Source organism: Comamonas sp. BIGb0152 (assembly GCF_024809975.1).
GTDB lineage: Bacteria > Pseudomonadota > Gammaproteobacteria > Burkholderiales > Burkholderiaceae_C > Comamonas.
In genome coordinates this window covers 281638-302975 of the sequence record NZ_JANUDY010000005.1, presented here as the reverse complement: position 1 = coordinate 302975, position 21338 = coordinate 281638, and the positions used below count along the sequence as shown (strand labels likewise).

Here is a 21338-nt window from a genome sequence, read left to right as displayed (position 1 = left end):
TGCCTCGATTAGCTTAGTTCAGCGCCCAGTCGCCCAGGCGGCCGGGGTTGAAGATGCCGTTGGGGTCAAACGCCTGCTTGAGCCGCTGCTGCACCTGGCGCAGCGCGGGCGAGGCGGGCGTAAAACCAAAATCATCGGATGCCAGCAGCCCTACCTGGCTGCCGGGCCTGAAACACACGGCGCTGCCGCCCACGCTGGCGGCCAAGGTTTGCAAGGCATGGGCATGCTGCATGGGGGCTTGCACCCAGCGCAGCGCGCCGCCCCACTCCATCAGCGGCTGCAGGCCTTGCTCCGTGCAGGGCAGCACCGGCGTAGTGGCCGGCAAGGACAGTCGCCACAGCGCGTGGCCCGGCTCCATGTCGCTGAACCAGGGCAGTTGCTGTTCGCGGCAGGCCAGCCAGGCGGCATCGGCCTGGCCATGGTCCAGCATGGTGCCGCCCATGCCATCGAGCGCCGACTGCACGGCAGCCACCGCGCCGCGCAGCCGCACCAGCAGATGGCCCTGGTCACCCTCACCGGATTGCTGCCACAGGCTGGCATTGATGGGCAAGGGCTTGGCGCGCCAGACGGCGAGCCTGTCCAGCGCCTGCTGGGCCGTGCATTCGTAATAAAGCGTCGCTTGCGCGCGCTGCAAGGGCAGTACCTTGAGGCTGATCTCCGTCAGCAGGCCCAGGGTGCCCCAGGCGCCAGCCATCAGCCGCGAGACGTCGTAGCCCGCGACATTCTTCATCACCTGCCCGCCAAAGCGCAGCAACTCGCCCCGGCCATTGATCAGCTCCAGCCCCAGGATGTAATCGCGCACCGCACCCACCGCCGCCCGCGAAGGGCCCGACAAACCGGCAGCGACCATGCCGCCCACGGTAGCGCCCGGGCCAAAATGCGGCGGATCAAAAGCCAGGCATTGGCCGCACTCGGCCAGGCTCGCTTCCAGCGCCGCCAGCGGCGTGCCCGCCCGCACGGTCACCACCAGCTCACTGGGCTCGTAGCTGATGATGCCGCTGTAGCTGCGGGTGTCAAACACCTCGCCGCCCAGGCGCGCACCATAAAAATCCTTGCTGCCGCTGCCCCTAATGCGCAGCGGCGCTTTGTGGGCATGGGCGGATCGAACGCGCTCCTGCCAGTCGAGCACGGTGGGGGAAAGAGAGGCAGCCACAGCTTGGTCCATGGCCCCATGGTAGCGGCACTTGCTGCCGGCGCTGGGCGCTCAAGTTAGATGGGGGACTGTCGCGGGTTGCTTGAAAGCCTTACGCCGTCTGGAACCCATGGCTGATTTCCCGCCAGGGCTGCGTAGGCAAGCCCGCCACCCCCACGCGCATGGCAAACACGCAGCCCGACAGCGGCAGCTGGGCCAGCTCGTCGCGGCTGCGGCCGTGGCGGGCTGAGGTGACGAACAAGGTGCGGCCATCGCTGCCGCCAAAGCAGGGCATGGTGGGGCACAGCGCCGGGGTGTAGTGGATCGCCAGGATGCGGCCCTGGGGGGAGATCTGCAGCACCCGGCCGCCTTCGTACATGGCGCACCAGTAGTTGCCGTCCACATCGACCGCCGCACCATCGGGCCGGCCGCCATAGCCGGGCTCGCCGGGGGTCCAGCCTTCGGGCTTGCTGTCAAAGCGGATGAACACCTCGCCCTCGCCTTGCGGATAACCGCTCACATCGCAGGCAAAGCGCTTGATGGTGTGGCTCGGGGTATCGGCCCAGTACATGGTGCGCCGGTCGGGCGACCAGGCCAGGCCATTGGCGTTGGAGACACCCGCCTGCACCTTGCGCACCGTCGTGGTGCCGCTCAGCCCGTCTATACAGTACAGCGCTGCCACCGGCTGGCGCGGGCCGCTGGCGGGCTCGTGGATGGTGCCGACCCAAAACCGGCCCTGGGCATCGCAGCGGCCGTCGTTGCCACGCTCGGTGGCCGGGTCGATCGGCAGGCGGGCGATGTCGTGCAAGGTGCCGCCCCAGTGGGTGGCGCGGCAGATGCGGTCGCGCAAGACCACAATCCAGCCGTCCAGCGCGCCGCCGCTGCGGGCCGGCGCAATGCAGCCGGGCTCGGCGGGCATGTCCCAGCGGTCCATATAGCCCGATCCGGGCATCGTGCGCCACAGCTGTTTGCCAGCCACATCGACGCCGTAGAGAACACCACCGCTGGCTTGCCAGAAAGGAGACTCCCCCAACGCAAAGGGCTGGCTGACCACGGTATGCCAGATCATGGCGTTCCTTTAGAAATTGATTGCATGGAAAACCCTAAGCATTATCTGTGCCACCTGGCTTGCAGCACACAGGGCTTATGGAATATAGGACAGCGGCAAGGCGGTGGTGAATTTCAGCTCCTCCATCGCAAAGCTGGACGACACATCCAACAACTGGGTATCGGCAATCAGGCGCTTGTACACCTTGTCATAGGCGGCGATATCAGGCACTACCACCCGTAGCAGGTAATCCACCTCGCCGCTCATGCGGTAGAACTCGACCACCTCGGCGATAGCCGCTACGGCTGCGCGGAAGCGCTCAAACCATTCCTGGCTGTGCGTGCTGGTGCGTACGGCGACAAACACGGTCACGCCCACATTCACCTTGTCGCGGTCCACCAAGGCCACCTGGCGCTTGATGACCCCGGCCTCCTTGAGCCGCTGGATGCGGCGCCAGCAGGGCGTGGCGGACAGGCCGACCTGGGCCGCCAGCTCGGCGACCTGGGTTTCGGCATCGGCCTGCAGCAACTCCAGCAGCTTGCGGTCAATGGAATCCAATTTCATTTTTTTACCTATTTTTAGAAATGAACTCCAATATTCTCCGATAACTGGCGAAGTTTGCAGCTGTATTCCCCCGTCCGCGCTCGACAATTGGGCTATGGAAATCTACCTCGACGCCAACGCCACCACCCCCGTTCTCCCCCAAGCCCGCGCCGCCGCCCTGGCGGTGATGGCCGATGCCTATGGCAACCCCAGCAGCATCCATGGCAGCGGCCTCCAGGCCCGCGCGCTGCTGGACGAGGCGCGCGCCGCCGCCCGCCAGGTGCTGGGCGTGCCCAGTGGCCAGCTGCTGTTCACCAGCGGCGCGACCGAAGGTATCCAGACCGCCGTGCTGTCAGCGCTCAACGCCCTGCGCCAGCGCCGGGATGCGGGTGACCGCAGCGCGCTGCAGCTGCTCTACGGTGCTACCGAACACAAGGCCGTGCCCGAAGCCCTCAAGCACTGGAACGCGGTGCTCGGCCTGCACCTGCCGATCGCCGCCATCCCCGTCGGCAACGATGGCCGCCATGACCTGGCCTGGCTGCGCACGCAGGCGCCATCGGCCGGCCTGGTCTGCACGATGGCCGCCAACAACGAGACGGGAGTGATCAGCGACCTCGACGGCATTGCCGCTGCGCTGCGCGGCAGCCCCGCACTGTGGCTGGTGGATAGCGTGCAGGCGCTGGGCAAGCTGGCGCTCAACGCCGTTGAACGCGGCATCGACTACGCGCCGTTTTCCGGCCACAAGCTGTATGCCCCCAAAGGCGTGGGCATGCTCTATGTGCGCGAAGGCGCGCCGTTTACCCCGCTGCTGGCGGGCGGCGGGCAAGAAGGCGCACTGCGCGCCGGCACCGAGAACATGGCCGGCATTGCCGCGCTGGGCGCCGTGCTGCACGCGCTGCAAGATGGCACCACCTTTGCCAGTGCAGCCACCTTGGCCGACCACCGCCAGCGGCTTGCATCGGCGCTGTGCGATGCCTTTGGCAACGTGGTGTTCAACGCGCCCGCTGCGCTGTGCCTGCCCACCACCCTGAACTTTGCGGTGCCCGGCCTGGAATCCAAGCTGCTGCTCGACCTGTTTGACGCCGCCGGCCTGCGCGTCAGCGGCGGCTCGGCCTGCAGCGCCAGCAAGGCGCAGCCCAGCTATGTGCTCGAAGCCATGGGCCTGCCGGCCTGGCAAACGGCCGCAGCGGTGCGCATGTCCTTTGGCGCCGCCGATGCCAGCGCGATGATCGACGAGGCCTGCAGCCGCATCCGCGCCTGCGGCGCTGCGCTGCGCACGCACTGCCTGGTCGAAGCCCCGCAAGACACCGCCCATGGCACCGCCCCGTTGCTGACCCGCTTTGTCGTCGACGGCGCCTGCTGCTACCTGCTGGCCGATGCCGCCAGCCAGCGCTGCGTGGTGGTCGATCCGCTGCCTGAGCTGGTCGAGCGCCTGGCGCAGTGGGTGCGCTGCCGGGGTTTCACGCTGGCTGCCGTGCTCGATACGCACAGCCATGGCGACCACGCCTCATCGGCCGCCGAGCTGCGCGCCGCCGTGCCCGCTGCGCTGCAAGCAGCTGGCGCGGTGGATGCGCTGGGCTGGCCCGCAGGCGCCACGCAGATGGACCTGGGCGCCTACCGTTTGAGCCGCCTGGCGCTGCCCGGCCACACCGCCGATTCGACCGCCTACCTGCTGCATGCAGGCGCGCAGCTGCAGCTGGCCCTGGTGGGCGATACCGTGCTGCCCGGTGCGCTGGGCCGCAGTGATTTTGCCCAGAGCGCGCCGCTGGCCTATGCGGGCAGCCTGCGCCTGTTGGAAGCAACCGTGGGCCCGCAAACCTTGCTGCTGCCCGGCCATGACTACGACAACCACTTTGCCTGCACCCTGGCGGTGGAATCGGCCGCCCAGCCGCTGCTGGCCGGTGTGCTGCAGGGCCAGCTGGATGCCGCCGCCTTTGCCGCCGCCAAGGCCAGCCTGGAGCAAGACATGGCCCCCACCGCCTACCAAACCATGGCCTGCGGCGCGCGGGTAGATGCCGCTGCCGCACCCAGCTGTGTAGAGATGCCCCTGGCCCGCGCCCAGGCGCTGCAGCAGGCCGGCAGCGCCGCCTTGCTGGTGGATGTGCGCGAGCCCTATGAGCAGCAACTGGGCACGGCGCGCGGGCTGGAAGGCGGAGACCTGGCCCAGGCCGTGCCACTGTCGGGCCTGCTCAATGCGCTGCCCCAGTGGCTGGCCCTGGCGGCCGATACGCCCGTGGTGTTTTACTGCCGCAGCGGCAACCGCAGCGCCCAGGCCGCCCGTGCGCTGCGCCGCCTGGGCCACCCGCAGGCCTTCAGCCTGGCGGGCGGCTTGGCACTGTGGCCCGAGTGCGATACCGCAGCGGCATAAGCCAACGGGGCAGGGCATAAAAAAAGGCCGGCCGGGTTGTGCACCCGTCCGGCCCCCCAAGGAGTATCCGCAAGAATCAACGTCCGTAGGCCGCTTCGCCGTGGGAGGTGATGTCCAGGCCTTCGCGTTCGGCTTCTTCCGTCACACGCAGACCACCGGTGAGCAAACCTGCCACCTTGTACGAGATCCAGGCCACCACACCCGACCACACGATGGTGATCAGCACGCCCTTGGTCTGCACCCAGATTTGGTGGGCCATGTTGTAGCCTTCTGGCTCGACACCACCCAGGCTGGAGGCGCAGAACACGCCGGTCAGGATGGCACCCAGGATACCGCCCACGCCGTGCACACCGAAGACGTCGCAGGTGTCATCGGCCTTGAGCAGGCGCTTGAGACCGGACACACCCCACAGGCACAGAGCGCCAGCGAGCAGACCCATCACGATGGCACCCATGGGGCCCACAAAACCGGCTGCCGGGGTGATGACCACCAGGCCACCGACGGCACCCGAAGCGGCACCCAGCATCGAGGGCTTGCCCTTGTGCAAGGTCTCGCAAACCAACCAGCTCACGCAAGCTGCGCCAGTGGCCACGATGGTGTTGATGAAGGCCAGACCGGCAATACCGTTGGCAGCACCTGCCGAGCCGGCGTTGAAGCCAAACCAGCCCACCCACAGCAGCGATGCGCCCACCATGGTCAAGGTCAGGTTGTGGGGAGCCAGCGCTTCGCGGCCAAAGCCCAGGCGCTTGCCCAGCACATAGGAGCCCACCAGACCGGCGACACCGGCGTTGATGTGCACCACGGTGCCACCGGCAAAGTCCAGCGCGCCATCCTTGCCCAGCAGACCACCGCCCCAGACCATATGGGCAATCGGCAGGTAGCTGAAGGTGAACCACAGCACGGCGAAGATCATCACGGCCGCAAACTTGATGCGCTCGGCAAAGGCACCGACGATCAGCGCCACGGTGATGGCGGCGAACGTGGCCTGGAAGGACACGAACACGTACTCCGGCACGGTGGCCATTGCACCCGACAAGGTATCGGGCGTGATACCCATCAGGAACACCTTGCCGAAGTCGCCGAAGAAGTTGCCTTCGCCGGAGAAGGTCAGCGAGTAGCCATAGATGGTCCACAGCACGGTGATCATCGAGAAGATCGTGAACACCTGGGCCAGCACCGACAGCATGTTCTTGCTGCGCACCAGACCGCCGTAGAACAGCGCCAGACCCGGGATGACCATCAGGATCACCAGCATGGTTGAGGTCATGATCCAGGCGGTATCGCCTGCGTTCAGAACGGGGGCTGCCGCATCGGCCGCAGCCGCGTTGCCCGCAGTGGCCAGTGCCACCGCCGCCAGCCCTGCCAAGGAAAGTAGTCGTCTCATGTTGTTCACACCTTCAAGATAAATTGGCTTGTTGCGCGCGCCTTGCCAGCGCGGAGCGTTGTTTGTTAGATCGCGTTCGGGCCGGTTTCGCCGGTACGGATACGCACCACCTGCTCCAGCGGCGAGACAAAGATCTTGCCGTCGCCGATCTTGCCGGTGCGCGCTGCGTTCTCGATGGCCTCGATCACCCGGTCCACCAGGTCCTCGGCCACCGCGATCTCCAGCTTCACCTTGGGCAGAAAATCCACCACGTACTCGGCACCGCGGTACAGCTCGGTATGGCCCTTTTGGCGGCCAAAGCCCTTGACCTCGCTCACGGTGATGCCTTGCACCCCAATATCGGACAGCGCCTCACGCACTTCATCGAGCTTGAAGGGCTTGATCACCGCCACTACCAGTTTCATGTTCATAGTCTCTCCTGTCGTCACTTATTGCAGCGGCGCTGCGTCAAAAAGCCTTGGTCAGCGACACAATCGCCCGACCCTTGTTCACAAAGCCAAAGGCACCGGTCTTGTTGGCGCCCACCCAGGCAGCGCCCAGCGAGAAGCCATCGCCCAGGTCATAGGCACCGCCCACGCTGTAGTCCAGATAGTTGGGCACGCCCAGGTCCTTGATGTCGCTGGAAAAGCGCGTGTAGCCCACCGACAGCTTCAAGGTCGTCTTGGGGGCCACCTCTTGTGCAAATGCCACATTCAGGTAACCGGTGTTGCGGCCCTTGTACGTGCTGTCGTACTTGCTGCCGGCCCAGCCAAAGTAATCCTTCGATACGGTGTGCGAGTACTTCACGGTCACCGGGCCCAAGGTGCCCGAGCCATACAGCTCGGTGGTGTTGCCCAGGGTGTTGCCGGGGTAGACATAGGTCAGCAGACCCACATCCCAGTCCACATCGGCGGCCTTGAACTTGTAGCCACCGTAGAAATCCATCTCCAGCTTGTTGTTGTCGAGCCAGTCGACCGTGGAGTTCCAGTTACCCACATAAAAGCCGCTGTCGCCAAAGGCGTAGTCGACCCCTCCCTGGAGTGCAGGCTTGACCCATTGGGCACTAGAGGACTTCTGGTCCTGACCCCGGAACTTGTAGTTCGTGGTCACGCTCACGTTGGCGGTCAGCTGCGCGCTTGCCACCATCGGCAGCGCCAGGAACGCTGCACCTGCCACCACCATCCAGCCTCTGTTGCTCATCGCCATTGCCACACTCCTTGTTGATGAATTCGCCCATCCGTTGGTGGCAAGCACAATGCACAGAGCGTGCCAAAGTCCGGGCCACCTGCAGCGTTGTCCACACCAGACAAGCAGCACGCGCTATATTTTTTTGCAAATGCTTACGTTCTGATGGACAGCCAGCCTGCCGGTGGTGACCTGTGCTGCAGGGGCAGAAGCGGCCAGCCCACCCCGGGCTGTCGCCCTTGTCCCCAAAACGGACTTTTGCGATGCTGGCTGCACCAGCGCCTCGAAGAGGTGCTTCTCAATGCACCAAAAAGGTGCAAAAACAACAAGGAAGCAAGCCCATGAGTCTCGCCGTGGTGCACAGCCGGGCCCTGGTCGGGCTCACCGGCCATCCCGTCAGCGTGGAGGTGCATCTGGCCAATGGCCTGCCCAGCTTCACCTTGGTCGGCCTGGCCGATCTGGAAGTCAAGGAAGCCCGCGAGCGCGTGCGCTCGGCGCTGCAAAACAGCGGGCTGGAGTTCCCACACAACAAGCGCATCACCGTCAACCTGGCCCCCGCTGACCTGCCCAAAGAGTCCGGCCGCTACGACCTGGCCATTGCGGTCGGCATCCTGGCGGCCAGCGGCGCCATTGATGCGGACCGGCTCCAGAACTATGAATTCGCCGGCGAGCTGTCGCTGTCTGGCGCACTGCGACCAGTGCGCGGCGCGCTGGCTGCCAGCATGGACCTGCACCAGCGCGGCCAGCAGGTACGCCAGGTGCTGCCACCGGGCAGTGCAGAAGACGCCGCCCTGGTGCCCGATGCCGAGGTCTACCGCGCCAGCCATCTGCTGGATGTGGTGCAGCACTTTGCGCCCCAAGCCGCCAGCGCCGATCCCGATGTACCGCCCAGCCAATGGCAGCGCATGCCCACCCAAGCCAGGCCACCTGAGGCACCCAGCGCCGACATGGCCGATGTCAAAGGCCAGGCCGCCAGCAAGCGGGTGCTGGAGATCGCTGCCTGTGGCGGCCACAACCTGCTGATGCTGGGCGCACCGGGCGCTGGCAAATCCATGCTGGCCCAGCGCTTTGCCAGCCTGCTGCCAGCCCTGAGCATTGCCGAGGCGCTGGAGAACGCCGCGCTGCGCAGCCTGGTCGGTGCCTTTGACGCCCAGCACTGGGGCCAGCGCAGCACCATGGCGCCCCACCACACGGCCAGCGCCGTGGCCCTGGTGGGCGGTGGCAGCCCGCCCCGGCCCGGTGCCATCTCGCTGGCCCACTGCGGTGTGCTATTTCTCGATGAACTGCCCGAGTTCCCCCGCGCCGCCCTTGAAGCGCTGCGCGAGCCGCTGGAGACCGGCCAGATCACCATCGCCCGCGCCGCGCGGCAAGCCACCTTCCCAGCCCGCTTCCAGCTCATCGCTGCGATGAACCCCTGCCCCTGCGGCTTTCGTGGCTCGCGCCAGCGCGCCTGCCGCTGCTCACCCGACCAGGTCAGCCGCTACCAGGCACGCATCAGCGGCCCGCTGCTGGACCGCATCGACCTGCACCTGGAAGTCAGCCCCCTGCCCGCCGACGAGCTGCTCACCGCCCCAGCCGGCGAACCCTCCGCCGCCATCCGCGAGCGGGTGGCCGCTGCCCGCACCCGCTCACTGCAGCGCCAGGGCATGCTCAACCAGCAGCTGCAAGGCCAGGCGCTGGATACGTATTGCCAGGCCGAGCCCGCCGCGCTGCAACTGCTGCAAACCGCCGCCGCCCAGCTGGCCTGGTCGGCGCGCGGCATCCACCGCAGCCTGCGCGTGGCGCGCTCGATTGCGGACCTGGCGCAGTCGGAGACCATCAGCCCGGCGCATGTGGCGGAGGCGGTGCAGTACCGGCGTGCGCTGTTGGGCAATACGGGCTTGTGAGCCGCCCTTATGCAGAAAACGCGTTTAGTAAGTCAAAAAAATTAGTTCCTCCCGCAACGCTGACTTCGCACAATCCCCAGCTTTACGCCGCGCAGCCCTGCTGCGAACGGCGGGCTTTTGAAAGTGGATATGGGCGTGAGCAAATTGGGTCAGTGGCGGGTGTTGAGCGTGGCGGTAGCGTCGCTGTGTGTAATGGCCGGTGCCAGTGCTGCCGGCGCAGCCAACGCACCCAGCGGGGCACCCATCCGTATCGGCTTGCTGGCCCCGCTGACCGGATCGGGCGGCGCCTATGGCAAGGAAGAGGAAACGGCGGCCAAGGCGGCTGCTGCCCATATCAATGCCCATGGCGGCGTGCTGGGCCGGCCGCTAGAGATCGTGGTCGCCGATGACGAGACCACGCCGACAGCCGGTGTGTCGGCCGCGCGCAAACTGATTGATGTGGATGGCGTGGTAGCGATCACCGGCGTGTGGAGCAGTGCCGTGGCGCTGGCCGTGCGCCCGGTGGCGTTGGAGAAAAGCGTGGCCCTGCTGCCCGTGGGCTCGGCCGATGAGCTGACCGAGGGCGACAACAAGGGCCTGGTCTGGCGCTTCCAGACCAATGGCAAGCACTGGGGCCAGGCCTTTGCCAATGTGGCCTACAAGGATGGGGCCAAGACGGCCTCCATCCTGGTGCTGCAAACGCCGTTCACGCTCAGCACCGTCAAGCCCTTTGCCGAGCGCTTTGCGCAGCAAGGCGGCAAGGTGCTCGACACCCTCTACTTCAACCCCAACCAGCCCTCGTACCGGGCCGAGGTGGAAAAGATCTTCAGCAAGAAGCCCGATGCGGTCTTCCTGCCCAGCTACATCCCTGAGTTCAGCGCCATCGTGCGCGAGATTTACCGCAGCGGCTACGAAAGCAAGCTCTACACCTTCAGCCATGCGGCTGACAGCGGCGGCAAGTTTGTGCAGAACGTGGGCAAGGCCGCCGCCGAAGGCGTGAACCATGTGCAGGCCACGCCCGTGGGCAACAACGCCAGCTACCAGCTCTACCTCAAGCAAACCCAGCAGCCCGAGGGCACCATCGTCGCCTTTGGCGCCAATGTGTTTGACGAGATCAATGTGCTGGCCCTGGCCATCGAAAAAGCCAAGAGCGCCAAGGCGGTGGACTTCAGCAAGGAGATCGCCAATGTGGTCAACGCCAAGGGCCCGGATGTGCACGACCCCGTGCAGGGCCTGCAGCTGATCCGCGCAGGCAAGCCTTTCCGCTACTCCGGCGCGACGGCAGACTTCCGCTTTGCGTCCAATGGTGACCAGGTGGATCTGGACTATGGCCACTACCGCGTGCTCAACGGTGTGAGCAAGCTGGTGGGCACCACCAAATGAGCCTGCAGACAGACGATCTGCTCAGCGTTCAGGATGTTCATGTAGGTTTTGGCGAATTCACCGCGCTGGACGGTGCCCACCTGCGCATTGCGCGCGGCGGCATCACCGGCATGGTGGGGCCCAATGGCGCGGGCAAATCCACCTTGTTCAATGTGCTGGGCGGCCAGCAGGCCCACCAAGGTGGCCGGGTGCTGTTCGACGGCCAGGACATCACGCACTGGTCCGTGCACCGCCGCGCCCAGGCCGGGCTCACCCGCACTTTTCAGATCTCACGCGAGATGGGCGCGCTCACGGTGCTGGAGAACCTGCTGCTCGCTGCCCCCCAGCAGCCCGGAGAAAAGCTCTGGCATGCGCTGCTGAACACGGCGGCCGCCCGCCAGCACGAAGCCCAGGCGATGGCGCAGGCCCAGTCCCTGCTGGAGCGTGTGGGCCTGTGGCGCCTGGCGCATGACCGGGCCGACAGCCTCTCGGGCGGCCAGAAGAAGCTGCTCGAACTGTGCCGCGCACTGATGCTCAAGCCCCGGCTGGTGCTGCTCGATGAGCCGGCAGCCGGCGTCAACCCGGTGCTGGTCGGCGAGATTGCCGACTTTATCCGCAGCCTGCAGGCCGAAGGCATGAGCTTTGCCATCGTGGAACACAACATGGACATGATTGCCGCCCTCTGCGACCCGGTGTATGTGCTGGCCCAGGGCAAGGTGCTGACCCAGGGCAGCTTTGCCCAGGTGTCTGCCAATGCGCAGGTGGTCGAAGCCTATCTGGGAGGTGTGGCATGAGCGCCGAACTCCGTCTGGACCATATCGTGGCCGGCTACGGCGCGCGCGCCGTGCTGCATGGCGTGAGCCTGGAGGTAGCGCCCGCCTCCAGCCTGGTGGTTGTCGGCCCCAACGGCTCGGGCAAATCCACCTTGATGCGCGTGGTGACCGGGCTGATCCGCCCACAGTCGGGCAGCGTCATCTGGGATGGCCGCGATATCACCGCCCTCGATGCGCCGGGCCGCGCACGCCTGGGGCTGGGCTATGTGCCGCAAGAGGCCAATGTGTTCCGCAACCTCTCGGTGCTGGACAACCTCAAGCTCGGCCATGAGTTCATCGCCAGCGGCGGCGCCAAGGCCCTGCGCCAGCGGCTGGATGCCGTGCTGGCGCTGTTCCCCGAGATCGTTCCCAAGCTGAACGTGGCCGCCGGCCTGCTCAGCGGCGGCCAGCGGCAGATGGTGGCCATGGGCGCGGCGCTGATGCCCTCGCCCCGTCTGCTGGCGCTCGATGAGCCATCGGCGGGCCTGTCACCCTTGAATGCCTCGCGCCTGTTTGAGGTGGTGCAGCGCGTGGCGCGAACCGGGGTCACCTTGTTCATGATCGAGCAAAACACCCGCCTGGGGCTGGATGCTGCCGACCAAGGCCTGGTGCTGGTCGCCGGCCAGGTGCGGGCGCGCGCGCCCAGCCAGGAGCTGCTGGCCAACGGCCAACTGCAAAGTCTTTATCTGGGGGCGCACTGATGCTGGCGCAGCTCATCTTTAACGGCCTGGTATCGGGCCTGCTCATTGCCTTGCCCGCGCTGTCGCTGGCCTTGGTGTTCAGCGTGCTGCGCTTTGCCAACTACGCCATTGGCGCGATGGTGACCACCGGCGCGTATCTGGTCTACGCCTTCAACGGCCCGCTCAGCTGGCCCTTGCCACTGGCGGTGGCCGCCGGCATCGCGCTCAGCATGGCGCTGGCGCTGCTGCTCAATCGCCTGGTGTTTGCGCCGCTGCGGGGGCGCTCGGGCGTTACCTTGCTGGTGGCCTCGATCGGTGTTGGCCTGGTGCTGGAGAACCTGGTGCGCCTGGTCGCCGGCAATGCGCCACGCGGCTTTGGTGTGGAGATCGCCCGCCCCGCGCGCCTGCTGGGCCTGCGCGTTAACCAGGAGCAGCTGATCACCTTGGTCTGCGTGCTGGTAGCGCTGGCGCTGGTGTGGCTGGTGTTCCGCTTCACGCGCCTGGGCCGGGCGATGCAGGCCGTGGCCGACAACCCTGATCTGGCCGACGTGCGCGGTATCTCGCGCAAAAAAGTCACGGCCACGGTCTGGGCGCTGGCCGCCGCAATGGCGACCTTGTCGGGCGTGCTCATCGGGCTGGATTCGAATGTGGACCCGCAGATGGGCTGGAACTACCTGTTGCCGGTCTTTACCGCCGCGATTCTGGGGGGCATCGGCAGCCCCATGGCGGCGGTGGCGGGCGCGCTGCTGCTGGGGGTGACCGAAGAGCTGGCGACCCTGTTCCTGCCGCCCCACTACCGCACGGTGGTGGCCTTTGTGGTGATGGCCGTGCTGCTACTGCTGCGCCCGCACGGTCTGTTTGGCGCCAAGTGGGTGCGCAAATGACAAGCTATCTGATTGCAACCCTGGTGCTGGTGGTGATTGCCACCTTGTCGGGCCTGGCGCTGAACCTGCAATGGGGCCTGGGCGGCCTGGTCAATTTTGGGCTGTTCGGCTTTTACATGCTGGGCGCCTATGCCTGCAGCCTGCTGCAGATGCAGGGTGTGCCGCCGCTGGCCGCCATGCTGCTGGCCCTGTTGCTGACAGCAGCGGCCAGTGCGCTGGTCAGTTTGATATCGGTGCGACTTAGCGAGGACTACCTGGCCATCGTCACCTTGGGCTTTGCCGAATCGCTGCGGCTGTTCATCAGCTACGAAGAATGGCTGACCCGGGGCACCCTGGGCATCCCCAACATCGTGCGGCCCTTTGCCGAGCTGGTGCCCACCGCCTGGCGCGATCTGTTCTTTCTGGGCTTTTGCCTGGTCTGGCTGGCGCTGGTGTTTGTGGTGCTGCAGCGCCTGGCGCGCTCGCCCTTTGGCCGGCTGCTGCGCGCCACGCGTGAGGACGCGGGCGTGGCCGAGGCCCTGGGCAAGAACGTGCTGTGGGTACGGGCCCGCAGCTTTGCGCTGGGCGGTGCCATCCTGGGCATTGCCGGCAGCCTGCACGCCTTTTACTACACCTATATCGACCCGACCCAGTTCACCACCATCTTGACGGCTTACGCCTTCATGGCCGTGATCCTGGGCGGGCGCGGCAGCCATGCCGGCGTGCTGGTCGCCGGCTTCACGGTGATCCTGCTGCTGGAAGGCAGCCGCATGCTGGCCGGCGTCGTGCCCTGGCTCGATGGCTCGCAACTGGCTGCCATCCGCCTGTCGCTGGTGGGCGTGCTGCTGCTGGCGATGCTGATCTTCAAACCCAACGGGTTGCTGCCGGAATACCGGCTGGGCCCGCGCTCTCAAGGAAAATAGCCATGTCCCGAATCACCCGCAAATCCCGCGACGACCTGCCCGCCGCAGAGCAACCGCTGTGGGACCGCATGCTGGCCGCCGGCGATTTTGCCGACCAGGCCGGCGTCATGGCGCAGCGCCTGCCCATCTTCTCGCAGACCTGGGCGCTGCTGCTGCAACTGGGCCAAGAGGCCGTGCTGCCCAGGCGCTACACCGAGCTGGCCATCGTCACCGTCTCGCTGCTCAATGAATGCGAGTACTGCATCGACCACCACGGCCCCAAGCTGCTCGTCGAAGGCCTGTCAGAGCAAGGCGTACAAAGCCTGCTGGACTACGCCAGCCACCCTGAGCTGAACGAGGTGGATCGCTTGGTGGTGGAATACGCCATCGCCGTGACCCGCAACTGGAGCCAGACGCGCGATGAAATCTTCACGCGCCTGCACCAGCACTTCAGCGAAGCGCAGATTGTGGAGCTGACCTGGCGTACGGCGCTGTGCGGCGCCTTCAACCGCTTCAACGACATCCTGCAGGTGCAGACCGCGCCACTGGCCAGCCCGGCGGCCAGCGAGGCGGCGGCACAGGTCTAAGGGCAGAGGCAGCGTGATGGATTTATGGGAATGAGCAGACAGCCCCGGCGTGAACTGCGCCTCAACAGCTTTCAGATGGCTGCGCCCTCCCACAACTGGGCGGGCCTGTGGAAGCACCCGCGCGACAACCAGGCGCAATACAACCAGCTGCGCTACTGGGCGGACATGGCCCGCACGGCAGAGCGCGGCCTTCTCGACGGCATCTTTATCGCCGATGTGTTCGGCATCTACGACGTCTACGCCGGCAGTGCCGATGCGGCGCTGGCGGCGGGGGCCCAGTCCCCGCAGCTGGACCCGAGCATGCTTATCTCGGCGATGGCCTTGGTGACCGAGCACATCGGTTTTGGCGTGACAGCCAGCCTCAGCAACGACCACCCCTTTTCCTTTGCGCGGCGCTTTGGCACCTTGGACCACCTGACCCATGGCCGCCTGGGCTGGAACATCGTCACCGGCTACCTGGAGAGCGGTGCGCGCGGTCTGGGCCACGACAGCCTGCGCGACCATGACGAGCGCTATGACGTAGCCGAAGACTTTATGGCCGCGATCTACCAGCTCTGGGAGGGCAGCTGGGAGGCGGGCGCTGCCGTGCGCGACAAGGACACAGGCGTGTTCACGCACCCCGAGCGCGTGCATGCCGTCGCCCATGACGGCCCCTACTACCGCGTGCATGGCCGGGCGCTGGCCGAACCCTCGCCCCAGCGCACGCCGCTGCTGTACCAGGCTGGCAGCTCCGCGCGGGGCCAGCAATTTGCCGGCCGCCATGCCGAGGCCTGCTTTATCAACGGCCCCACGCCTGCGGCAGCGGCCAAGTCGGTCAAGGCCTTGCGCGAATCAGCCCGCATGGCCGGGCGCGACCCCTACGATCTGCTCACCTTGCTGGGCGCCACCGTGATCGTTGCGCCCACTGCCGCCGAAGCCCAGGATCTGCGCGACGAATACCGCCGCTACCTGGACAGCGCCGGTCAGCTCGCGCTGGTCTCGGGCTGGACCGGCATGGATCTGTCCAAGCTGGACCTGGACGACATACTGCCCTTTGCCAAGACCAATGCCATCCAGTCCACCGTCGAGCACCTGACCCGCAACACGCCGCAGCCGCCCACCGTGCGCGATCTGCTGGACTTCAGCCCCGTCGGCGCGCGGGCGCCAGTCTTCATCGGCTCGCCAACGGAGGTCGCCGACCAGATGGCCCATTGGGTGGCTGAGAGCGATATCGACGGCTTCAACCTTGTGCGCACCGTCATGCCCGAGAGCCTGGACGCCATCGTCGACCTGCTGGTCCCCGAGCTGCAAAACCGGGGCCTGTTCAAGACGCGCTACGCAGAAGGGACCTTGCGCGAAAAGCTGTTCCCGGCAGGGGGCAAGCTGCTGCCGGCCAGCCATCCGGGGGCGGCTTACCGGCGCTGATTTTGCAGCGGACGGTTACCTCAACCATCACCCAAAAAAACAGCCCCCATCGCCCGGCAACAGGCGATGGGGGTTCTTGCTTCAGCACAGACAGCCGCTTCAGGCCTCAGGCATCAGCGGCTCGCCCAGGTTCAGCATCAGGCGGTTGGCCCAGGCAAAGATCGCGTCCGAGTGCAACAAGTCCAGCACCTCGCCGTCGTTCAGGCCCTGGGCCTTGAGCGCGTCGATGTCGGCGGCGTTCAGCGCAGCGGGCTGCTCGGTGATCTTGATCGAGAACTGCACGATGGCTTTTTCGCGCTCGGTAGTGCCAGCGGTGGCGGGCTCTTCGAACACCTGGGCGATGGTGTCGCTGCGCTTGGCCAGCTGCTCAAAGCGCTGGGCATGCACGGAGGCGCAGTACACACAGCCGTTGATGCGCGAGACCACCGTGGAGCCCAGCTCGCGCTCGGCACGCGAGAGGCCACCGGGCGCATACATGATGGCGTTGAAGGCGGTGGAGCGCTCGCGCAGGATCTGCGGCTGGTGTACCAGGAACAGGTAGTAGTCCGAGGTTTTGGCCTTGGGGTGGCTCTCTTCGAGCACGGCCATCTGGTCGGAGGTGGCCTGGTCGAGCTGAACGACATCGAGCCAGGCTTTCCACTCCAGCGATTCGTTGGTGAAGCCGTGGGCGCGGATGACCTGGGCGGGTTGGAATGCGGCGGGCGTGCTCATGCGGTGGCCTCCTCAGATGCTTTCATGGCTTGCAGACCGGCGACGAGGCGGACCTGGTAGGAGAGAAACGCGATCAGCTGCGACAGTGCCACGACGGCCGGGGTGCTGATGCCAGCGGCTGGCAGGGTTTGCAGCGCGGCCTTGTCGCCCTCAATCGGGTTCTCGATCAAGGTGCGGGTGAAGGCCAGCATGGCGACCAGGCGCGGGTCTTGCGCATCCTGGGGCTGGCCGGTGTCGGACACGGCAACCAGCGCGGCATCCACAGCCAGCTGCTGCAGGCGTTCGCGGTAGTGGGCAGCCAGTTCTGGCGCGGGGGTCAGGCGGCAGGCGTACAGCGCCACCAGCAGGCGCTCGGCCAGACTGATGCCCGGCAGGGCCGGATCAAACAGCGCCTGGTAGCTGCCCTGGGTGGCGGCAACGACTTTTGCGCGCTGGTGGCGGGCCGCATAGGTGCGGCTGCCCGGTGCCAGACCGACCAGGCGGTCGATCAGGTCATCGCTGGGGGAAGTGGACATGCATGACTCCTTGGATTTATGGTTGTGCAGCGCCGGCCTTGGCCGCCACTGCGCTTTCTAGAAACTGCAGCACGCCCTGCCAGGACGCAGCATCGGCATGGGCGTTGTCGGCCGGGTTGCCGCCCCCGGTGCTGACCTTGCCGGAGACCGGATGCGCATAGACCAGCTGGGTGGTCGGCACATAGGGGAACAGGATGGCGTGGCCGGCACGCTCAAAGTCCAGCCACTGCACATCGTGCGGGTGCTGCACCTCGGCGAGCTTGTCGCGCACCATTTGCGCATACGCGCTCGACGGCCAGGAGCCATCGTCGGTGGCCGACAACAGCATCACCGGGCCCTGGATGCGCTCCACCGGGATGCGCGCACGCGCCACGGCCTCGGCATCGCGCAAGGCCGTGCGCATTGCACGCTCATGGCGGTGGGGCGATGGGCCTTCGTCAAACGGTGCCCAGCTCGCTGTGCGGTTGTTCTCCCAGATGTGGGTCAGCGGTTTACCGCCCAGCAGCCAGGTCGGGCCTTCGCGGCCGACCTGGGGGTCGCAGGCGTTCTGGCCGCTGTGCACAAAAGCGCTGGGCACATAGCCCACCACGGCCGATACCTGCTGCGCAAAGGTGGCCCCCAGCAGCAGCACCAGCTCACCCCCGCGCGACTGGCCGCTGAGCGCGACAAAGTCATGCGCCGGTTGCACCGTGCGGCGCAGCCATTGCAGGCCTTTTTCAAAATACTCCAGCGGGGTGTTGGAGATATAGGGCGACAGGCCTGGCGCCTTGAAATACGCCAGCGCAAAGGCCGCATAGCCGCGCGATGCATAGAGCGCCGCGCGCGGCTCGTTGATGCCGCCGCCGGAGCCGTTGACGATCATCACCGCCGGGTGCGGTCCCGGGCCAGCGGGCAGGTACAGAGTGCCGACCAGGCCGTCCTCGCGCACCTCGCGGCGGGTGACGCCGGGGGCAGCGAGCTGCTGGCTGAAGCTGGCCTGCGCTTGCGCAGCCGCTGTGCTAGCCGTCAGATCAGTCAGTAGCGCATCCGTCACTGTCTGGTTGAACAGCTCGCGGCTGGTGGATTGCACCGGGCTTTGCGACCAGACCAGGCCCATGCCATCGACACCGGCATAGCTGCCGGAGACGGGCGCATCGCGGTTCAGATCGACAGTCCCCTGCGCATCGGCGATGAAGCGCGCCTGCGCGCGCCACAGCACACCGCTGCGCTGGGTCTCGGCAGTCACCTCCACCGCCTCACCGGGCTGCGCGCCTTCGATGCGGATGTGGCGCGCCACATCGATCAGCGCGTCCGCCTGGTCAATCGTGATGGACAGCTGGGCCATCAGGGAGCCACCTTGGTGACCATCGATGCGGTGGTGCGGTCGCTGCTGAACGGGGTGACCTTCAGGCCCTTCTTGGCCGCCCAGATATTGCGGTAGTGGAACAGCGGGATGATGCCGACGTCATCGGACACCACCTTGGCCGACTGGCGCAGGATGCCTTCGCGCTTGGCCATGTCGAACTCTTCGGTGGATTCGGTCAGCGCCTTGTCCACCGCGGCGTTGCTGTAGTGGCCCCAGTTGGAGGCGCCCAGGCCCTTCTTGGCATCGACCGTGGCCAGCACATTGACCAGCGCGTAGCTCGCTTCACCGGTGCCATTGCCCCAGGCAAGCATGCTCATCGCAAATTCATTCTTGTTGGCGCGGCCCGAGTACACGGCCCATGGCACCACCTCGACCTGGGTCTTGACGCCAATGCGCGTCCAGAACTGGGCCACCACCTGGGCCGTTTCCGGGCCTTGTGGGTAGCGGTCGTTGGGCACATGCATGGTCAGCTTGAAGCCTTCGGGGAAACCGGCATCGGCCAGCAGCTTCTTGGCCTTGGCGGCATCAAAAGGAATGTTCTTGATGTCGGGGTTGTAGCCATAGGTGTTCTTGGGCATCCACTGGTTGGCCTCGGTGGCCGCGTCCTGCAGGATGCGGTCGACGATGGCGCCCCGGTTGATGGCCAGGTTCAGCGCCTCACGCACGCGCTGGTCCAGCAGCGGGTTCTTGGGCAAGGGCTTGCCGGCGTTGTCGGTGATAAAGGCATTGGGCGCCGGGTTGAAGCTCGGTTGCAGCAGCATCACGCGCAGGCCGTCGTAGGGGTAGACGGCGATGTTGGGCGCGCTCTTGAGGCGGGCCAGGTCAGACACCGAGACCTTGTCGATCACATCCACGTCGCCAGCCAGCAGTGCGGCGGTGCGCGATGCGGCGTTGTTGATGTAGCGGTAGTTGACCTTGTCCCAGATCGGCTTGTCACCCCAGTAGCCCTCATTGCGCTGCATCACCACGCGGTCGCCCGGCGTGTAAGACACCCATTTGTAGGGGCCCGAACCGACCATGGCCTTGCCCGAGTTGTAGTCCTCGGTGGCCGACTTCTCGCCCACATGCTTGCTGACGATGTGCACCGAGGCCAGGTTCAGCGGCAGATCGGGGTTGGGGATGGTGGTCTTGATGATCAGCGTGTGCGGGTCCTTGGCGGTGACCGATTCGACGGTGCGCAGGTAGCCGGCAAAGGTGGCCACGCTGCCGGGCACGGCGCGGGCGCGCTGGTAGGAGTAGATGACATCCTCGGCGCTGAAGGCCTTGCCGTCTTGCCACTTCACATCGCTGCGCAGTTTGAACTCCCAGGTCTTGGGGTCCAGGTTCTTCCAGCTGGCGGCCAGGCCGGGCTGCAGCTTGTTGTGGTTGTTCTGCACCAGCAGATCCCAGAAGTGCAGGTCCACCGAGCGGTCGCCGGCGTGGTTGTTGAGCTGGGGGTCCATCGACGAGACCGGGTCGGCAAAGCCGATGTTCAAGGTCTGCGCATGGGCAGCCAGGCCAGCACCCATCAGGGCAGCGGTGAGGGAAGAGACGATGATGCGTTTCATGGCGAACTCCTGGTGAAACTGTGAAAACGGGGCAATGAATACGGAGAAAAAGGCGGCGCTCAGCTGAGCGTTCAGGCGTCGTTCAAATGGCAGGCGCTTTGGTGCTGGATGGCAATGCCCTTGAGCTGGGGCGCCTCCACTTTGCAGCGCGGCATGGCACGCGGACAGCGCGGATGAAAGTGGCAGCCGCTGGGCGGGTTCAACGGGCTGGGGATTTCGCCCTGGATCGCCGAGTAGGTCTTGTGGCGCGCGTTCATGTTGGGCACCTCGGCCAGCAAGGCCTGGGTGTAGGGGTGGTTGGGCCGGGCAAACAGCTCTTCGACCGGTGCGGTCTCGATCACGCGGCCCAGGTACATGACCACCACCCGGTCGCAGATATGCTCGACGACGCCCAGGTCATGGCTGATGAACAGATAGGTCAGGTGCAGTTGCTCGCGCAGGTCCATGAACAGGTTCAGGATCTGCGCCTGGATGGACACATCGAGGGCGGCCACCGCCTCGTCGCAGACCAGCATGCTGGGCTGCACGGCCAGCGCGCGCGCAATACCAATGCGCTGGCGCTGGCCACCGCTGAACTGGTGCGGGTAGCGGCTGCGCAAGGCCGGGTCCAGCCCGGCGCGCTCCATCTGCGCGCACACGTAATCGTCAAAACCAGCCTGGTCAACCAGGCCATGGATGCGGGCCGCCTCGCCGACGATCTCGTCCACGCGCAGGCGCGGGTTCAGGCTGGCGTACGGGTCCTGAAAAATCATCTGGATGCGCAGGCGCTCGGCATGGCGCTCGGCCGGCGTCAGGCTGGCCATGGCCTTGCCGGAGAACAGCACTTCGCCATCCGACGGTGGCAGCAGCCCCGCCGCGATGCGGCCCAAGGTGGATTTGCCGCAACCGGATTCGCCCACCAGGCCCACCACCTCGCCGGGGCGCACCAGCAGATCGACACGGTCGACCGCGCGGGTCACCGGGTGGGGCTTTTCCAGGCCCAGGCTTTGCAGCAGGCGCCCGCCCAGACCGGGCTTTTGCTCGCCAAAACGCTTGCTGACCTGGCGCAGCTCCACTACCGGGGTGGGCAACGTGGGGTCTGCCGTGGGTGTATTCGTCATCGTGTC

General features: G+C 66.2%; 20 protein-coding genes. 9 read left to right on the top strand and 11 right to left on the bottom strand.

Annotated features, from left to right (window positions below):
* Nucleotides 1-13: 13 nt before the first annotated feature.
* The 3 genes from glcE to M2375_RS12290 form a co-directional block, all read right to left on the bottom strand.
* A complete protein-coding gene (glcE, locus tag M2375_RS12300) occupies nucleotides 14-1153 on the bottom strand; it encodes a glycolate oxidase subunit GlcE (RefSeq protein WP_259167230.1) in 1140 nt (379 codons plus the stop codon).
* A 91-nt stretch (nucleotides 1154-1244) separates the two neighbouring features.
* Nucleotides 1245-2201, bottom strand: a complete 957-nt coding sequence (locus tag M2375_RS12295) for an SMP-30/gluconolactonase/LRE family protein (protein ID WP_259167227.1) — start codon at nucleotides 2199-2201, stop codon at nucleotides 1245-1247.
* A gap of 75 nt (nucleotides 2202-2276) precedes the next feature.
* Nucleotides 2277-2738 carry an Lrp/AsnC family transcriptional regulator gene (locus M2375_RS12290; RefSeq protein ID WP_166656524.1) on the bottom strand — a complete coding sequence of 154 codons (462 nt, stop codon included), beginning with the start codon at nucleotides 2736-2738 and terminating at the stop codon, nucleotides 2277-2279.
* 100 nt (nucleotides 2739-2838) lie between these two features.
* Here M2375_RS12290 and M2375_RS12285 point away from each other — a divergent pair, with 100 nt between their 5' ends.
* A complete protein-coding gene (locus M2375_RS12285; RefSeq protein WP_259167215.1) occupies nucleotides 2839-5091 on the top strand; it encodes an aminotransferase class V-fold PLP-dependent enzyme in 2253 nt (750 codons plus the stop codon).
* Nucleotides 5092-5167: 76 nt separating this feature from the next.
* On the opposite strand, the gene M2375_RS12280 is transcribed toward M2375_RS12285, so the two are convergent.
* From M2375_RS12280 to M2375_RS12270, 3 genes are all read right to left on the bottom strand, one after another.
* Nucleotides 5168-6475 carry an ammonium transporter gene (locus M2375_RS12280; protein ID WP_259167208.1) on the bottom strand — a complete coding sequence of 436 codons (1308 nt, stop codon included), beginning with the start codon at nucleotides 6473-6475 and terminating at the stop codon, nucleotides 5168-5170.
* A 65-nt stretch (nucleotides 6476-6540) separates the two neighbouring features.
* Complete coding sequence (gene glnK, locus M2375_RS12275) at nucleotides 6541-6879, bottom strand: P-II family nitrogen regulator (protein WP_027010591.1); 339 nt, start codon at nucleotides 6877-6879, stop codon at nucleotides 6541-6543.
* A gap of 43 nt (nucleotides 6880-6922) precedes the next feature.
* Nucleotides 6923-7654, bottom strand: coding sequence for a TorF family putative porin (locus tag M2375_RS12270; RefSeq protein ID WP_259167731.1), 732 nt, complete (start codon nucleotides 7652-7654; stop codon nucleotides 6923-6925).
* Nucleotides 7655-7980: 326 nt separating this feature from the next.
* Between M2375_RS12270 and M2375_RS12265 the strand changes: the two genes are divergently transcribed.
* From M2375_RS12265 to M2375_RS12230, 8 genes are all read left to right on the top strand, one after another.
* Complete coding sequence (locus M2375_RS12265) at nucleotides 7981-9525, top strand: YifB family Mg chelatase-like AAA ATPase (RefSeq protein ID WP_259167206.1); 1545 nt, start codon at nucleotides 7981-7983, stop codon at nucleotides 9523-9525.
* Between the two features lie 135 nt (nucleotides 9526-9660).
* On the top strand, nucleotides 9661-10887 hold the full coding sequence (locus M2375_RS12260) for an ABC transporter substrate-binding protein (RefSeq protein ID WP_259167204.1): 1227 nt from the start codon (nucleotides 9661-9663) through the stop codon (nucleotides 10885-10887).
* Entirely contained in the window at nucleotides 10884-11660 is a 777-nt protein-coding gene (locus M2375_RS12255) for an ABC transporter ATP-binding protein (RefSeq protein ID WP_259167201.1), read from the top strand. Before M2375_RS12260 ends, M2375_RS12255 begins: the two co-directional genes overlap by 4 nt.
* Nucleotides 11657-12379, top strand: a complete 723-nt coding sequence (locus M2375_RS12250) for an ABC transporter ATP-binding protein (protein ID WP_259167199.1) — start codon at nucleotides 11657-11659, stop codon at nucleotides 12377-12379. Before M2375_RS12255 ends, M2375_RS12250 begins: the two co-directional genes overlap by 4 nt.
* Nucleotides 12379-13242 (top strand): branched-chain amino acid ABC transporter permease, encoded by an 864-nt coding sequence (locus M2375_RS12245; RefSeq protein WP_259167196.1) that lies wholly within the window; start codon nucleotides 12379-12381, stop codon nucleotides 13240-13242. Before M2375_RS12250 ends, M2375_RS12245 begins: the two co-directional genes overlap by 1 nt.
* Entirely contained in the window at nucleotides 13239-14144 is a 906-nt protein-coding gene (locus M2375_RS12240) for a branched-chain amino acid ABC transporter permease (protein ID WP_259167194.1), read from the top strand. Before M2375_RS12245 ends, M2375_RS12240 begins: the two co-directional genes overlap by 4 nt.
* 2 nt (nucleotides 14145-14146) lie before the next feature.
* A complete protein-coding gene (locus tag M2375_RS12235; protein WP_259167186.1) occupies nucleotides 14147-14710 on the top strand; it encodes a carboxymuconolactone decarboxylase family protein in 564 nt (187 codons plus the stop codon).
* A 30-nt stretch (nucleotides 14711-14740) separates the two neighbouring features.
* The gene (locus tag M2375_RS12230) at nucleotides 14741-16114 is read left to right on the top strand and encodes an LLM class flavin-dependent oxidoreductase (protein ID WP_259167181.1); all 1374 of its coding nucleotides are present in this window, start codon (nucleotides 14741-14743) and stop codon (nucleotides 16112-16114) included.
* 99 nt (nucleotides 16115-16213) lie between these two features.
* Here M2375_RS12230 and M2375_RS12225 read toward each other — a convergent pair whose 3' ends face one another.
* The 5 genes from M2375_RS12225 to M2375_RS12205 all read right to left on the bottom strand — a co-directional run bounded on the left by M2375_RS12225 (nucleotide 16214) and on the right by M2375_RS12205 (nucleotide 21332).
* Complete coding sequence (locus tag M2375_RS12225; protein ID WP_259167178.1) at nucleotides 16214-16825, bottom strand: peroxidase-related enzyme; 612 nt, start codon at nucleotides 16823-16825, stop codon at nucleotides 16214-16216.
* Entirely contained in the window at nucleotides 16822-17340 is a 519-nt protein-coding gene (locus M2375_RS12220) for a CMD domain protein (RefSeq protein WP_259167169.1), read from the bottom strand. The genes M2375_RS12225 and M2375_RS12220 overlap by 4 nt, the downstream gene beginning before the upstream one ends.
* A 16-nt stretch (nucleotides 17341-17356) precedes the next feature.
* A complete protein-coding gene (locus M2375_RS12215; RefSeq protein WP_259167146.1) occupies nucleotides 17357-18664 on the bottom strand; it encodes an acyl-CoA thioesterase/bile acid-CoA:amino acid N-acyltransferase family protein in 1308 nt (435 codons plus the stop codon).
* Nucleotides 18664-20232, bottom strand: a complete 1569-nt coding sequence (locus M2375_RS12210) for an ABC transporter substrate-binding protein (protein ID WP_259167139.1) — start codon at nucleotides 20230-20232, stop codon at nucleotides 18664-18666. The genes M2375_RS12215 and M2375_RS12210 overlap by 1 nt, the downstream gene beginning before the upstream one ends.
* Nucleotides 20233-20303: 71 nt before the next feature.
* Nucleotides 20304-21332, bottom strand: a complete 1029-nt coding sequence (locus M2375_RS12205) for an ABC transporter ATP-binding protein (protein ID WP_404979321.1) — start codon at nucleotides 21330-21332, stop codon at nucleotides 20304-20306.
* Nucleotides 21333-21338: the final 6 nt, after the last annotated feature.